Origin of the sequence: Franconibacter daqui (assembly GCF_014644275.1) — a bacterium.
GTDB lineage: Bacteria > Pseudomonadota > Gammaproteobacteria > Enterobacterales > Enterobacteriaceae > Franconibacter > Franconibacter pulveris.
The window spans coordinates 1,137,063-1,152,220 of record NZ_BMKJ01000001.1; the positions used below are offsets into that span (position 1 = coordinate 1,137,063).

The following is a 15,158-nucleotide window of genomic DNA, read 5'->3' on the forward strand; positions in this document are numbered from 1 at the left end:
CGGTGCAAAGAATAGGTAAAGCTTAGCAATCCTTGTCTAAAAGATCAGTAACTTAGTCGAGCTTATTGTAAACCCGCGCCAGACGGCCCACGCCGCTTGCCGCAACGGGCGATTCGTTGGCCGCCACAAAAGCGGATTCGCCCGGCTTCAATACCAGACGCTCATCACCGCGGCGCAGCACCGCTTCGCCTTCGACGCAAAAGAGGATAGCGGCGCTTTGCTGGGCAAGGGGCGTTTCATGAGTGCTGAGGTCGTGCAGCGAGAAGGCGAAATCGGCCACCGGAATAGGGAAGTCCAGTGCGCTCTCCTGCTTCACGGGCTGGGTCAGCAGCTCGCCTGCCGCTTTGCCGACAAACTTCACGTTCGCCACCAGTTCAGGGATATCGATGTATTTCGGCGTCAGCCCGGCGCGCAACACGTTGTCAGAGTTCGCCATGACTTCCAGCGCGACGCCCTGCAGATAAGCATGCGGCGTTTCGGCGAACAGGAACATCGCTTCGCCGGGGTTGAGCTTGACCACGTTCAGCAGCAGCGGAGAGAAGAGCCCGCTGTCGTCGGGGTAGAATTGTTCGATGAACGTAATGGTCTGCCACGGCTCGCCCTGCTGGCTTGCCACCGCCGCCTTCAGCACCGCCAGCGCGCGGGATTTTTCTTCGCCCTGCATGTTGAGGAGGCTGGCGAAAAGCTCGCTTAAGCGCTCCGCATTCGGGTTTTCCAGGAAATGGGCGATGGCGGTATGCGCGCCGGAGACCGGCTGCAGCAGCGAGACGATTTCGGTAAACTCGCGAAACGCGTTCATCGCAAGGAACGGGGTGAGGGCGAAAACCAGCTCCGGCTTGTGGTTGGGGTCTTTATAATTGCGCTCGGCGGCGTCCAGCGGAATGCCCGCCGCGTTTTCCCGCGCGAAACCCTCTTCAGACGCCTGCTTATTTGGGTGCACCTGAATAGAGAGCGGCTGGTCGGCGCAGAGCACCTTAAAGAGAAACGGCAGCTCGCCGAAGCGCTCTGCGACGTGTTGCCCCAGCAGCGCCGGTTTATCGGCTTCAATCACATCACGTAAACTGCGGGTATCGCCCGCTTCGTCCTGAATTTTTGAGCTGCTTTTCGGGTGCGCGCCCATCCACAATTCCGCCATCGGCTGGTTTTGCGGGTTCGCGATACCATAGAGATCCGTCAACGCCGTTTTACTTCCCCAGGCATAGTTCTGCACTGAGTTGATGAGTTTTTTCATTCTTAAGCCCTGTAAGAAGGTAGAAAAAAGTTCAGGTATTAAAGCAATAAAAGCGATTCAAGTAACCCTGCCCGGGAAAAAGTCGTATTAGTCTCAGTTTTTGTTAAAAAATTGTGTACGATGGTGCCACTCGCTTTTTTGTCATCGCACATGAAGTGCTGAACGAATAATTACTTAGCTGAAGCTGTAAGTGAGAGAGCAATGTCAAATAAACCCTTTGTGTTCCAGCCCCCTTTTCCGCTAAAAAAAGACGACACCGAGTACTACCTGCTGACCCGCGACTATGTCTCGGTCTCCGAGTTCGAAGGCCAGGAAGTGCTGAAGGTCGACCCGCAGGCGCTGACGCTGCTGGCGCAGCACGCTTTCCACGACGCCTCTTTTATGTTGCGCCCGGCGCACCAGCAGCAGGTAGCGGATATCCTGCACGACCCGCAAGCCAGCGAAAACGATAAATATGTGGCGCTGCAGTTCCTGCGCAACTCGGAAATCGCCGCCAAAGGCATTCTGCCGACCTGCCAGGATACCGGCACTGCCATCATCATGGGTAAAAAAGGCCAGCGCGTATGGACCGGCGGCGGTGATGAAGCGGCGCTGGCGCGCGGCGTTTACAACACCTACACCGAAGATAACCTGCGCTACTCGCAAAACGCCGCGCTGGATATGTACAAAGAGGTCAACACCGGCACCAACCTGCCAGCGCAGATTGACCTCTACAGCGTGGACGGCGACGAATACAAATTCCTCTGTATCGCGAAAGGCGGCGGTTCAGCCAATAAAACGTACCTCTATCAGGAAACCAAAGCGCTCTTAAGCCCTGGCAAGTTGAAAAACTACCTGGTGGAGAAGATGCGCAGCCTCGGCACGGCGGCCTGCCCGCCTTATCACGTGGCGTTTGTCATTGGCGGCACCTCGGCGGAAGCGACCCTGAAAACCGTGAAGCTCGCCTCGACGAAATATTATGACGGCCTGCCGACGGAAGGTAACGAGTACGGCCAGGCGTTTCGCGATGTGCAGCTTGAACAGGAGCTGCTGGAGGAAGCGCAAAAGCTGGGGCTCGGCGCGCAGTTCGGCGGCAAGTATTTCGCGCATGATGTTCGCGTTATTCGCCTGCCGCGCCACGGCGCCTCCTGCCCGGTGGGCATGGGCGTCTCCTGCTCGGCGGACCGCAACATCAAAGCTAAAATCAACCGCGACGGCATCTGGATTGAGAAGCTCGAAAATAACCCTGGCAAATATATCCCACCAGAACTGCGCCGCGCAGGCGAGGGCGAAGCGGTGCGCGTCGACCTCAACCGCCCGATGAGCGAGATCGTAAAGCAGCTTTCGCAATACCCCGTTTCCACTCGCCTGTCGCTTTCCGGCACCATTATCGTGGCGCGCGACATCGCCCATGCGAAGCTGAAAGAGCGCATCGATAACGGCGAAGGGCTGCCGCAGTATGTCAAAGATCATCCCATCTATTACGCCGGACCGGCGAAAACGCCGGAAGGGTACGCTTCCGGCTCGCTTGGCCCGACCACGGCGGGGCGTATGGACTCCTACGTCGATTTGCTGCAATCCCACGGCGGCAGCCTGGTCATGCTCGCTAAAGGCAACCGCAGCCAGCAGGTGACGGACGCCTGCCACAAGCACGGCGGCTTTTACCTTGGCAGCATCGGCGGCCCGGCGGCGGTGCTGGCGCAAAGCAGCATCAAAAAGCTGGAATGTGTGGAATACCCGGAGCTTGGGATGGAAGCTATCTGGAAAATTGAAGTGGAAGATTTCCCGGCGTTTATCCTGGTGGATGACAAAGGCAACGACTTCTTTAAACAGATCCAGAGCGGACAGTGCTCCGCCTGTCTGAAGTAATGTTGAAGCCGCCTGCGGGCGGCTTTTTTCTTTGCGCGTTTCGCTGAGGGCGCAAAGCTGAACTACCCTGTAACGCATTATCACGACACCCGTTTACGTGTGAGCAACGTCTGATCCCTTTACCTTCGTCCCTGCATTGACATGCAGAGACGCCCCTTTTATGTGAATGGAGAAAGTCATGGCAACGCATCGCAGTGAAAAAGATTCCATGGGCGCAATTGACGTACCGGCGGACAAACTCTGGGGCGCGCAGACGCAGCGCTCGCTGGAGCACTTTCGCATCTCGACAGAGAAAATGCCGGTGGCGCTGATTCAGGCGCTGGCGCTGACCAAGCGCGCGGCGGCAAAAGTGAATATGGATCTCGGCCTGCTGCCGGCAGAGCGCGGCAACGCGATTATTCAGGCGGCGGATGAGGTGCTGGAGGGCAAGCACCCCAATGAGTTTCCCCTCGCTATCTGGCAGACCGGCTCCGGCACCCAGACCAACATGAACATGAACGAGGTGCTGGCGAACCGGGCAAGCGAAATTCTCGGCGGCGAACGCGGCATGGGCCGTAAAGTGCATCCGAACGACGATGTTAACAAAAGCCAAAGTTCAAACGACGTTTTCCCGACGGCGATGCACGTCGCGGCGGTGATCGCACTGCGTGAACAGCTGATACCGCAGCTTAAAGTGCTGCACAAAACCCTGAGCGAAAAAGCGAACGCCTTTGCCGATATCGTCAAAATCGGCCGCACCCATTTGCAGGACGCCACGCCGCTGACGCTCGGTCAGGAGATCTCCGGCTGGGTGGCGATGCTTGAGCATAACCTGAAGCACATCGACAACAGCCTGCCGCATCTGGCCGAGCTGGCGCTTGGCGGCACGGCGGTCGGCACCGGGCTTAACACCCACCCGGAATATGCTGATCGGGTAGCAAAAGCGCTGGCGGAAATTACCAGCCAGCCGTTTGTCACCGCACCGAACAAATTTGAAGCGCTCGCGACCTGCGATGCGCTGGTGCATGCCCACGGCGCGCTAAAAGGGCTTGCCGCCTCGCTGATGAAAATTGCCAACGACGTGCGCTGGCTTGCGAGCGGCCCGCGCTGCGGCATTGGCGAAATCACCATTCCGGAAAACGAACCCGGCTCCTCCATCATGCCCGGCAAGGTGAATCCGACCCAGTGCGAAGCGATGACCATGCTCTGCTGTCAGGTGATGGGCAACGATGTGGCGGTCAACATGGGCGGCGCCTCCGGCAACTTCGAACTCAACGTTTTTCGCCCGATGGTTATCCACAATTTCCTGCAGTCGGTACGCCTGCTGGCCGACGGCATGGAGAGCTTTAACGAGCACTGCGCCGTCGGCATCGAACCTAACCGCGAACGCATCAGCCAGTTGCTGAACGAGTCGCTGATGCTGGTGACGGCGCTCAACACCCATATCGGTTACGACAAGGCGGCGGAAATCGCCAAAAAAGCCCATAAAGAGGGGCTGACCCTGAAGGCCGCCGCGCTGAAGCTTGGTTATCTCAGCGAGGAGGAGTTCAACGAATGGGTGCGCCCTGAAGAGATGGTCGGCAGCATGAAGCGCTAATCAGCGCGCCCGGTAAAGGTGCAGGCGGGGGATCAGCAACTCCAGCGGCTCCGCCTGCGGCTTGAAGCGATGGCGCACGTTCTGCGCGTCATAGTTGAGCAGTTCGCCGATATCGGGCACCTTTGCGCCGCGCTCTTCGTGGCACAATACAATCAGCGGCGAAGGGCAGGCGTATTGCACCTGCCGCTGGTTATTGGCATACCAGACCCGCGCCACCGGCTGCACTTTAACCGGCCTTTTTATCTTGAGGCGCGCCTTTTCCGGCAGGGCGGCGATGTTGTTATATTCCTGCGTCACTTTTTCATGCCACTGCTCGCGGCTCCAGGGCGCCACCGCGCGTGGCGACTTCAGACTTTTTTCAAGCATTGAGAGCACTTCATCGCGAGTGAGGTTTTTGATGATGTGCTTGTTGGCCCAGCCAAAGCGCAGGGTGGCGGGGTTATCCAGCAGCGTAAGCTGGCGATAGGCATTCAGGGTAATCAACCCCGGCAGATGGCGGTGCACCCACTCAAAACGCTGCACCGAGGGCAGTTCCGATTCCACGGTGATGATATTTTCAAATTCCGCTTTGAGCTGATTAATCTGTTCCGCCTGCTGGTGGAGCGATTCATACTGCGGGTGGTTTACGCTAAAGCAAACGGCGCCCGGCAGACGCACCGCCGCCTTGCTGCTGCGGTTTTCCGACTGCTGCTGAATAAACAGGTGTGTGAAATGACGAAGCGCCGCCTCCTGCGCCGCCTTGCCCACTTTTTGCGTGACGGCGATGGTGAGCAGCGGATCGTGCTCTTTGCCTTTTTCAATCTCCGGCAGCTCAAAAACGCGGCCCGCCAGCAGGCGGCAACCGCTCAATGTTTCGCGCATTTGTATCAGCGCATGCTCCAGTTCGCGAAAGGTGGTGTTGAGGCGCTCAACCAGATCGTAACGGGCCATAATAAAACCTCATTAGTTACAACATACTTTATTTGTAGCACAGTTTCGCCGGAACAGGCCACAGCGCAGTGTAAAGTTTGGCAGGGAACAGCGGGCGCTGGCAGCGGAAAGGAACAGACCGACACTCTTTAGGGCGGGCCAGCGCAGCGTCGCCCGGCGGATTTTTCCCTTCATCCTTCAGGGAAAAGGGAACTGGCGGGCAATATACAGCAGGTCAGCGCAGCGCCGCCCGCCATGATTTCTCCTCGTCCCTGGAGAGAGGGGGGGATGAATGGAACAGGCGACGCTTACGCTTTTTACACTACCGTTTCGTTCGTATCGGGCGCTGGCGCTTTCTCAATTGGCCAGCAGAAGCGGAAACAGGCGCCGCCAAGGTCGCTCGTGGTTACGCTCACCGAGCCGCCCATCGCCGTCGCGATAGACTGCACAATCGCAAGCCCTAATCCGCAGCCGCCGGTAGCCCGGTCGCGGCTCGGATCGAGCCGCACAAACGGTTCAAACACCCGCGTACGCTCCGCTTCAGGGATGCCGGGCCCGTCGTCTTCCACCGCAAGGCAAGCGCGCTGGTTATGCTGGTCGAGGCTTACACGCATATGCTTCTCGCTATAACGCAGCCCGTTGTTAACCAGATTATCCAGCATGCGCTCCATCAGGCGAATGTCTACCAGCCCATATGCGTCCATGTTGCCAACGTTAAGCGCCAGCTCTCGGTGCGGATTCATCTGGCGCGTTTCCGCCATCCGCTCAGCCAGCCAGCGCGGCAAATCGACCGGGCTTACGTGCAGCTCGGTTTGCGGCCTGTCGAGGCGCGCATAGGTCAACAGCTCCTGAATCAACGCCTCCAGCTGACCGATGTCGCGGTTAAGCGCCTGCGCCTCGTCAGCGCTCAGGTTATCGCTCATTTCCAGCCGGTAGCGCAGGCGTACCAGCGGGGTGCGCAACTCGTGGGCAATCCCGTCAATAAGCTGCTTTTTGCTGGCTATCAGGGCGTTAATATTGTCCGCCATCTGGTTGAACGCTATCCCGAGACGAGAAAAACCGGAGCCGCTCTCAAAGTGAATACGCTCGTCAAGATGGCCTTCCCCCAGCCGCTGGGCGGCGGATTCCAGCTTCAGCATGTCGCGCCAGTGCGGACGCATCCAGATAAACACCGGCAGGGCCAGCGAAATGGCGATAAAGGCGATAAGCGCGATGTCCAGCAGCCGCATCTGGTGCAAAAAATAGAGGTAAGGCACCGGTCCGACCGCCAGCACGTAATGGCTGCGCGGGATACGCTGTACAAAGGTGTACTCATCATCCAGCGCAACGATCTCCCCCTCCCGCAGACGTTGCATGGTCGCGTCGTCCAGATGAAACCTGGCAAGCGGCTGAATGCGCAGCTTAAAAGAGAGATTCAGGTCCAGTTCTTTGATGGTTTTATTCCAGTCGCGCGGCGGGATCTCCCGCAGCTCGCTGCGCATCAGGTAGAGCGAGCTTTTCATCAGATCGTCCAGCGACTGCCGTCCGGCGCGCTCGGCGGTAAACTTATAGACCAGCCCCACCAGCAGCGTCATCACCAGAAAACAGATAAACAGCAGCAGATAAAACTGGATGAACAGCTTCTTCATGACATCTCCCGACCCGTCATAGTAAACGCCCGTTATTTGCCTGCCGAAGGGGCAAGGGGAAAATTCACCGCCAGATGATCGATAAAAGCCCTGACGGCGGGCGGCAGACCGCGCCGGGTGGTAAAGACCAGGTGAACGATGCCGCGCTGGCCCTGCCAGCCGCGGTATACCTGCACCAGCTCGCCGCGCTTGAGCTGCTCAGCGCACACATGATCCGGCATTAATGCAATGCCGAGTCCGGCCATCGCCGCCGAGCGAATGGCGCTGAAGTCGGCGCAGCTCATGCGAGGTTCGTGGCGGATGAGGCAGCTTTTGCCCTGCTCATGCTCCAGTTGCCAGGCTAACTCGCCCGGCTCGTCGCTGGTGCCGAGCGTAGCCTGCAAGGACAAGGTGTCGATATTGCCATCCAGCTTGCCGGCAAGCGCCGGGCTTGCGACCAGTATACGGCGCGAATAGCCCAGCGAGCGCATCACCAGCTCAGCGTCGCTGGTCAGTTCAGTACGCACGCGCAGCGCAACATCAATGCGCTCGCGGATTAAATCCACCGCCCGGTCCACGGCGACAATCTGCAGCTTCACTTTGGGAAAGCGGTTCATGAAAGAGGGCAGCACGGCGGAAATCACCTCCACCAGCCCTGTCGGACAACTAAAACGAACCAGTCCATGCGGTTCCGCCTGCGCTTCGGCAATCAGCGCCTGCGCTTTTTCCGCTTCCAGCAGCATGGCCCGGCACTGGTCGTAAAACGCCTGGCCCACTTCCGTTACGCGAAAGCGGCGGCTGGAGCGCTCAATCAGACGTACGCCAAGCTGCGCTTCCAGCCCCGCCACACGGCGGCTGAGTTTGGATTTGGGCTGTTTCAGCGCCCGGCTGGCCGCCGCGAACCCGCCATGGGTCACCACTTCGGCAAAGTAAAAGTAATCATTAAGGTCAGTCTGCATTATCGTTCCTTATTCAGAACGCAGGGTGCCATTTTGTCCTACTACTCACACCTTTGGGAAGCGCTTATTCTTCTCTCCATGACGAACGGTCATCATCCACTCTCACCTGAGGAAAGAAAAATGAGCCAGCAATTCAACAACAAAGTGGTTATCGTTACCGGCGGCACCAGCGGCATTGGCTTCGCTACCGCTAAAGCATTTGCAGCGCAGGGCGCCTTCGTATTTATCACGGGTCGCCGCCAGTCCACGCTTGATGAGGCGGTAAGCCGCATCGAGGGGAAAGTTACCGGCGTGCGCGGCGACATGAGCCAGCTTGGTGATATCGACCGCCTTTATGACGCGGTGCAGAAACAGCATAACCATATCGACGTCGTCTTCGCCAACGCGGGCGGCGGCGAGTTTGCCGCGCTGGGCGCTATTACTGAAGCGCATTATCAGGAAACGTTCGATACCAACGTTAAAGGCGTGCTGTTCACCGTGCAGAAGGCGCTGCCGCTGCTGCGTGATGGCGGGGCTATCGTGCTGACCTCGTCTACCACCAGCATTACCGGTACGCCAGCATTCAGCGTTTACTCGGCGACCAAAGCCGCGGTGCGCAGCTTCGCACGCAACTGGATACTCGATCTCAAAGAGCGCCGCATTCGCGTTAACGCCGTCAGCCCCGGCGTGACCGAAACCGCAGGGTTGAACGACCTGTTCGGCGGCGGCGACCAGGCCGAAGGCACCAAAGCGTGGCTTGCTGAGCAGATCCCGGCCGGGCGCGTCGGCCAGCCGGAAGAGATCGCCAAAGCGGTATTGTTCCTGGCGTCTGACGAGGCAAGCTTTGTGAACGGCGTTGAGCTTTTTGTGGATGGCGGCCAGGCGCAAATCTGACGCACAAACGGACCGTGCCGCGCCTGATGGCGCGGCAGGTGCGTTTTACGCCTCGCTTTCCCAGGCGTGCGGCGCAAAAAGATAGCCTTTATTGCGTACGGTTTTAATGCGAAACGGCTCGGTGGCGTTGTCGTTGAGCTTCTTGCGCAGGCGGGAAATCGCCACATCCACGCTGCGATCGAGCCCGTCATAGCTGACGCCGCGCAGGTTTTTCAGCAGCGCGTCGCGGTCCATAATCTGCCCGGCATGGGTCGCCAGCTCCCAGAGCAGATCAAAATCCGCCGTGGAAAGGGCGACCACGTCATTACCCAGCGTAACCTGACGGTTAATCGGATCGATGCACAGCGTGCCGAAACGCAGCGCCTTGTGGGGTTTAAGCGAGAGCAGTTCCGGGTTTTGCGGCTGCGCCTGGCGCAGATGCAGACGCAGACGCGCCAGCAACACGGCGGGCGGGGTGGTTTTAAGAATATAATCGCTTGCCCCCATCTCCAGCGACAGAATGTGGTTCATGTCGCTGTCAAGCGAGGTCAGCAGGACGACGGGGCCTTGCCAGTTCGGGCGTAAGTCCCGACAGAGCGTCATGCCGTCTTTACCGGGCAGCATAATATCCAGCAGGACCAGATCGGGCTTCTCGCGCTGGATAACCTCTTCAGCGCGGTCGCCGCGGCTTTCCACCACCACGTTAATATCATGTTTGCCCAGATAAGCGGCAATCAGCGAGCCGACTTCCGGGTCATCCTCGACAAAGACTATTTTAGCCATATACCGTTGCGTTTAGCGTAAAAGGCTTAACATACACCGGACGCCGCCTGCGCTCCATCAACCAATGATAAACCGCGCTTAGCGCAGCTGCCGGCCGCCATCGACGGCGAAGCTGCGACCGGTAACGAAGCAGCTGGTCAACAGATAATCGAGCAGGTCGATTATCTCTTTTTCGCCCGGCGCGATTTTCATCAGCGACTTATTCAGCGCCCGCTGACGGTACTCCGGATCGTCGTTTTCGTTAAACAGAATCAGCGACGGGGCGATGGCGTTGACTTTCACCTCCGGCGCCAGTTTGCGGGCAAACGAGCGGGTGAGGTTATCGAGCGCCGCTTTGCTGGCCGCGTAAGCAATATGTTTCTCACTGCCTCGCTCGACAACGTAGTCGGTGAAATGGATGATATCCGCTGCGGCATGGCCCTGGCCGCGCAGCAGCCCTTCCAGCGCAAAGTTCAGCAGGTAAGGGGCGTGCACATGAATTTGCATCATTTCATGCAGCACTTTGGCCGGCGACAGGCCATTCCCCTCCGATTGCCAGGCGCTGGCGTTATGCAGCAGCGCGCGAATACGATCGGTGCGCGCTTTCACGGCGTCGGCGAAAGCGAGAATGCCTTCATCGGTGCAGAAATCGGCCTGAATGCAGATAGCGCCCGTCTCTTCCAGCACGTCGATAGCCGGGTAGCGGGTGCGGTAGCTGACAATCACGTCGTGATGCTGCGCCAGAAAATGGTGCGCCAGCGCGAGGCCGATGCGGCGGCCTCCACCGGTAATGACTATCGGACGATCCAGTTTTTTGCCCATAAGCACTCCTCGTCAGTGACGACGATGGGGCGGTTACCCCATCAGCATCCATGTGGCCGGCAGCGCGGCGATTAACAACAGACCAATAAACACGCGCTCGTGCGATCTTAGCGCCACGTCATGCTGGTGCGTACGGCGAGCGTACAGAAAAACCAGCAGGCCGGGGGCGTAAAGCACAACCGAGAGCAGCAGGTGCATCGGGCCTGAGGCATACAGCAACCATAAACCATAAATGGACGCTCCGACACCCGTCAGCCTGTGCAAAGGACGTTTCGCAATCTTCACAAGGTAAGCGCCAACCAGCAGATAAGGCACCAGAATCATCTCTGAAGCGATGGTCAGCAGGGTATTGTAATCCGAGCCTGTCGCCCATATAAGCACCAGGCAAACCTGTACGCTGGCGTTGGTAAGCCATAAAGAGGCCGCCGGCGCATTGTTCTCATTCTGACGCAGCAGAATTTTAGGGAAAGCGCGATAGCGGGCGGCAAGCAACGGCACTTCCGCCGCCATAATCGTCCAGCTCAGGTAAGCGCCGCAGACGGAGACAATCAGACCGGCGGCGATAATCACCTCGCCCCAGGGCCCTATCATTTCCACCAGCAGTCCGGCCATAGAGGGGTTGCGCATCTGCGCCAGTTCAGGGCGCGCCAGCACGCCCAGTGACAGCAGCGTGACCAGTAGATAAACCGCCAGCGCCGCCAGCACGGCGAGCAGCGTCGCCATGCCGACATCGCTTTTATTACGCGCGCGGGCGGAAACCACCACGGCGCCTTCCACGCCGATAAACACCCACAGCGTAATGAGCATGGTGTTTTTCACCTGCTCCCAGACCGGCACGCCCAGCTCAAGGCCTTTGAAATCGAGGCTGAAAGTGGAGAGCTTAAAGCTGATGATGGCGAGGACCACAAAGAGCCCCAGCGGCAGCAGTTTCGCGAGCGTGGCGGCGATATTAATGCTGGCCGCCGTCTGCACGCCGCGCAGCACCAGCCAGTGCACCACCCACAGCAATACCGACGCGCCGACGATGGATTGCCAGGTATTGCCGTCGCCAAAAAGTTTCAGCTCAGGCGTATCGGTAAAAAAGCTCAGCGCGGAAAAGACAATCACCAGATAGGAGACGTTAGCGATGACCGCGCACAGCCAGTAACCCCAGGCGGAGCAAAACCCCACCAGTTCGCCGAATCCTTCCCGCGCATAGGTAAAAATGCCGCCGTCGAGATCCGGGCGCAGGCGGGTCAGAAACAGCATCGCCAGCGCCAGCAGCAAAATGCCTGCGCCGGTAATCGCCCAGCCCGTCAGCAGCGCGGCAGGCCCCGCGACGGCCGCCATATTTTGCGGCAGGCTGAAGACGCCCGCGCCCAGCATGGAGCTTAAAACCAGCGCGGTTAACGCGGCGAGACCAAGTTTTTTGTCCATAGGTATCCTGTTGTTTAAAGAGAAGGACCCAGAATAATTATTTTGCCAGAGCGCATAAAAATGGAGGATCACGCTAAGGCGCGCGATTTTACGGAGTCCAGACAAGGCATGCAATGAGAGGGGCGCTAAAATCTTCTGAAAGAGAAAAAAAGACGGCCTGGGCCGTCTTTTAGGGGAATGAAATTACTTGTAGAGGTCGGCGCTGATAGTCAGGTTGCCGCCTTTCTCTTCCCACTGGCGGGTAATGTGATAATACTTGGCGCCTTTTTTCGCGGCGCGCTTCGCCACCTGGTACGAGATTTCCGTCATGCTTGAGTAATGACCGGTAAACTGAACGCTGTCAAAAGGCACCATCTGCGCGGCGGTAATTTTATTCACTTCCTGAATTTCTTTACCGTCCGGCAGCGTGACAGTGTAACGACCGCCTTTGCTTTCCTGGGTTTCAAAGTATCGGCCCACGGCAGTGCTTGGCGCAGCAGAGGTGGCGACGCCAGGAATTTCCACTTTCTTCGCTTCTTCGCCGCCTTTGGCCAGCGCTGCGCGGCCTGCATCGGAATCAGCCGGAATAGCGTCGGGGCTTTGCAGCACGCGTTTCTTCGCGTCAGCTTTATAAATATAAGCAGTGATGCGCTGGTTGCCGCCCTGGTTGGCATCTACCTGGCGCACAATATAAAACGAGGCGGCGCCTTTCGCTTTCGCCGCTTTGGTGATGGCGTCGTTAACTTCCGGCTGGCTGCGATAAAAGCCCTGAACGGTCACCGTATCGTAAGGCTCAAGGGCGATAGCCTGATCTTTGGGCAACTCCATCACGCCGTTAATGACGCGGTTTTTGGTCTCTTCGGCCTTCGGCGCGTTCTCATGATAAACGTCCGCCACCACGCGCCAGTTACCGCTGTTGCCGGTGTCGTTGGTATCCAGAATGTAGAAAGAGGCGGCGCCCATTTTATCCGCCCGACGCGATACGGCGTCAACCGCTTCGCCGATGGCGTTAAAACGGCCGGTGATAACGATACGGTCATAAGGCTTTACTGCAGCGGCCTGTTCTGGCGTTAACTCGGTGGCCGCCTGAGCGGACAGCGTGGTCACGGAAAACAGCGCGGACGCCAGAAGAGTGTACTTAAGCTTCATAAAAATAATCCTTCGCCATGCGCAAAAAAGGTACTCATACTGCCTGTGTACATTAACGTTTAGCCGCTGATTATTGCATTGAATGGGTTTGGCTGTCTGCGCCATTTTTCACACTCAATGCGACGTTTCGGTTACGCGGGATAACATTTGCTAATAGATGTCAAAAACGGGCGATTGACCAGAAAAATTGATAAAGGTTATTACTTTTTAAGTTAAAGACTTGTTAAAGAACACATTCCTGTCCGAGCAGAATCATGTTTTACCGTTGCGCTTAAGCGGAATATCGGCTTTCTCATCGTGATTTAAAGCAAAAATCCCTGTTATGCGCGCGCATGACTGCCTTTTTGCGGATAAGCGCAAAAATACCCGCAACCTGTGGTGGATCGGGGGCGCTAATTTCAGTAGGTTATAGAAAGTTTGTTACAGATTGATTTTCTGGCCGAAGCGGCGCGAGCCGTCTTCATTATGAAAACGAGTGGCAGACCATCATTCAAAACCGATGGAAGGGAATACTATGCGTATTGGTGTACCAAAAGAGCGGTTGGCCAATGAAACCCGCGTCGCGGCAACGCCTAAAACCGTGGAGCAGTTGTTAAAGCTGGGTTTTAGCGTCGCCGTTGAACATGACGCGGGTAAACTGGCGAGTTTCGACGACGAGGCGTTTGCTGCGGCAGGCGCGGAGCTGGCGACGAGCGAAACTGTATGGCAGTCGGACGTGGTGCTGAAGGTCAACGCGCCGCTGGAAGAGGAGATCGCGCTGCTGCGAGCCGGCACAATGCTTGTAAGCTTCATCTGGCCGGCGCAAAACCCGGCGCTGATGGAAAAGCTGGCTGCGCGCGGCGTGACCGTGATGGCGATGGATGCCGTGCCGCGTATTTCGCGCGCGCAGTCGCTCGATGCGCTGAGCTCTATGGCCAACATCGCCGGTTACCGGGCGATTGTTGAAGCGGCTCATGAATTCGGCCGTTTCTTTACCGGCCAGATCACCGCGGCGGGGAAAGTGCCGCCGGCGAAAGTGATGGTCATTGGCGCGGGCGTTGCGGGTCTTGCGGCTATCGGCGCGGCGAACAGCCTTGGCGCCATTGTTCGCGCCTTCGACACCCGGCCGGAAGTGAAAGAGCAGGTGCAGAGCATGGGCGCCGAGTTCCTTGAGCTGGATTTCAACGAAGAGGCGGGCAGCGGCGACGGTTACGCCAAAGTGATGTCTGAGGCGTTCATCAAAGCGGAAATGGCGCTTTTCGCCGCCCAGGCCAAAGAGGTGGATATCATCGTCACCACTGCGCTTATTCCGGGCAAACCGGCGCCGAAGCTTATTACCCGTGAAATGGTCGATTCCATGAAGCCGGGCAGCGTGATTGTCGATCTGGCCGCGCAGAACGGCGGCAACTGCGAATACACCGTCCCGAACGAGATTTTTGTCACCCCTCATGGCGTAAAAGTTATCGGTTATACCGACTTGCCGGGCCGTCTGCCGACCCAGTCTTCTCAGCTTTACGGCACCAACCTGGTGAACCTGCTTAAGCTGCTGTGCAAAGAGAAAGACGGCAACGTGGTGGTGGATTTTGACGACGTAGTGGTACGCGGCGTAACGGTTATCCGCGAAGGGGAAGTCACCTGGCCTGCGCCGCCGATTCAGGTTTCCGCACAGCCGCAGGCGGCGGTAAAACAGACCGAAACGGTCAAAGAGCCGGTGAAACCCGCCTCGCCGTGGCGGAAATACGCGCTGATGGCGCTGGCTATCGTACTTTTCGGCTGGCTGGCGGACGTGGCGCCGCGGGAATTCCTGGGGCACTTCACCGTCTTCGCGCTGGCCTGCGTGGTCGGCTATTACGTGGTGTGGAACGTGTCCCATGCGTTGCATACGCCGCTGATGTCGGTTACTAACGCCATTTCCGGCATTATCGTCGTCGGCGCGCTGCTGCAGATTGGCGACGGCGGCTGGGTGAGCTTCTTTAGCTTTATCGCCGTGCTTATCGCCAGCATCAACATTTTTGGTGGTTTCACCGTCACTCAGCGCATGCTGAAAATGTTCCGGAAGAACTAAGGGG

The 15,158-nt window shown here is 57.9% G+C and carries 12 protein-coding genes; 4 read left to right on the forward strand and 8 right to left on the reverse strand.

Annotated features, from left to right (window positions below):
• Positions 1-52: 52 nt before the first annotated feature.
• The gene (gene manA / locus IEX01_RS05450; RefSeq protein ID WP_048887378.1) at positions 53-1,231 is read right to left on the reverse strand and encodes a mannose-6-phosphate isomerase; all 1,179 of its coding nucleotides are present in this window, start codon (positions 1,229-1,231) and stop codon (positions 53-55) included.
• A 201-nt stretch (positions 1,232-1,432) separates the two neighbouring features.
• On the opposite strand from manA, the gene fumA reads away from it, so the two are divergent.
• Positions 1,433-3,079 (forward strand): class I fumarate hydratase FumA, encoded by a 1,647-nt coding sequence (gene fumA / locus IEX01_RS05455; RefSeq protein ID WP_024557646.1) that lies wholly within the window; start codon positions 1,433-1,435, stop codon positions 3,077-3,079.
• A 178-nt stretch (positions 3,080-3,257) separates the two neighbouring features.
• Entirely contained in the window at positions 3,258-4,655 is a 1,398-nt protein-coding gene (gene fumC / locus IEX01_RS05460) for a class II fumarate hydratase (protein WP_024557645.1), read from the forward strand.
• Here fumC and tus read toward each other — a convergent pair whose 3' ends face one another.
• The 3 genes from tus to IEX01_RS05475 all read right to left on the reverse strand — a co-directional run bounded on the left by tus (position 4,656) and on the right by IEX01_RS05475 (position 8,130).
• Positions 4,656-5,585, reverse strand: coding sequence for a DNA replication terminus site-binding protein (gene tus / locus IEX01_RS05465; RefSeq protein WP_024561747.1), 930 nt, complete (start codon positions 5,583-5,585; stop codon positions 4,656-4,658).
• A gap of 296 nt (positions 5,586-5,881) precedes the next feature.
• Positions 5,882-7,192 carry a two-component system sensor histidine kinase RstB gene (rstB, locus tag IEX01_RS05470; protein WP_188723386.1) on the reverse strand — a complete coding sequence of 437 codons (1,311 nt, stop codon included), beginning with the start codon at positions 7,190-7,192 and terminating at the stop codon, positions 5,882-5,884.
• A 32-nt stretch (positions 7,193-7,224) separates the two neighbouring features.
• Positions 7,225-8,130 carry a LysR family transcriptional regulator gene (locus IEX01_RS05475; protein WP_188723387.1) on the reverse strand — a complete coding sequence of 302 codons (906 nt, stop codon included), beginning with the start codon at positions 8,128-8,130 and terminating at the stop codon, positions 7,225-7,227.
• Positions 8,131-8,250: 120 nt separating this feature from the next.
• Here IEX01_RS05475 and IEX01_RS05480 point away from each other — a divergent pair, with 120 nt between their 5' ends.
• Positions 8,251-9,003 (forward strand): SDR family NAD(P)-dependent oxidoreductase, encoded by a 753-nt coding sequence (locus IEX01_RS05480; RefSeq protein WP_188723388.1) that lies wholly within the window; start codon positions 8,251-8,253, stop codon positions 9,001-9,003.
• A 45-nt stretch (positions 9,004-9,048) separates the two neighbouring features.
• Here the strand turns inward: IEX01_RS05480 and rstA are convergent, their stop codons facing one another.
• The 4 genes from rstA to ydgH all read right to left on the reverse strand — a co-directional run bounded on the left by rstA (position 9,049) and on the right by ydgH (position 13,110).
• Positions 9,049-9,765, reverse strand: coding sequence for a two-component system response regulator RstA (gene rstA / locus IEX01_RS05485; RefSeq protein WP_188723389.1), 717 nt, complete (start codon positions 9,763-9,765; stop codon positions 9,049-9,051).
• Between the two features lie 78 nt (positions 9,766-9,843).
• Positions 9,844-10,566: a dihydromonapterin reductase gene (gene folM / locus IEX01_RS05490; RefSeq protein WP_024561742.1), complete on the reverse strand. Its 723-nt coding sequence runs from the start codon at positions 10,564-10,566 to the stop codon at positions 9,844-9,846.
• A 33-nt stretch (positions 10,567-10,599) separates the two neighbouring features.
• The gene (locus IEX01_RS05495; protein WP_024557637.1) at positions 10,600-11,982 is read right to left on the reverse strand and encodes an amino acid permease; all 1,383 of its coding nucleotides are present in this window, start codon (positions 11,980-11,982) and stop codon (positions 10,600-10,602) included.
• A gap of 183 nt (positions 11,983-12,165) precedes the next feature.
• On the reverse strand, positions 12,166-13,110 hold the full coding sequence (gene ydgH, locus IEX01_RS05500) for a DUF1471 family protein YdgH (protein ID WP_024561740.1): 945 nt from the start codon (positions 13,108-13,110) through the stop codon (positions 12,166-12,168).
• A 514-nt stretch (positions 13,111-13,624) separates the two neighbouring features.
• Here ydgH and pntA point away from each other — a divergent pair.
• Positions 13,625-15,154, forward strand: coding sequence for a Re/Si-specific NAD(P)(+) transhydrogenase subunit alpha (pntA, locus tag IEX01_RS05505; protein ID WP_188723390.1), 1,530 nt, complete (start codon positions 13,625-13,627; stop codon positions 15,152-15,154).
• Positions 15,155-15,158: the final 4 nt, after the last annotated feature.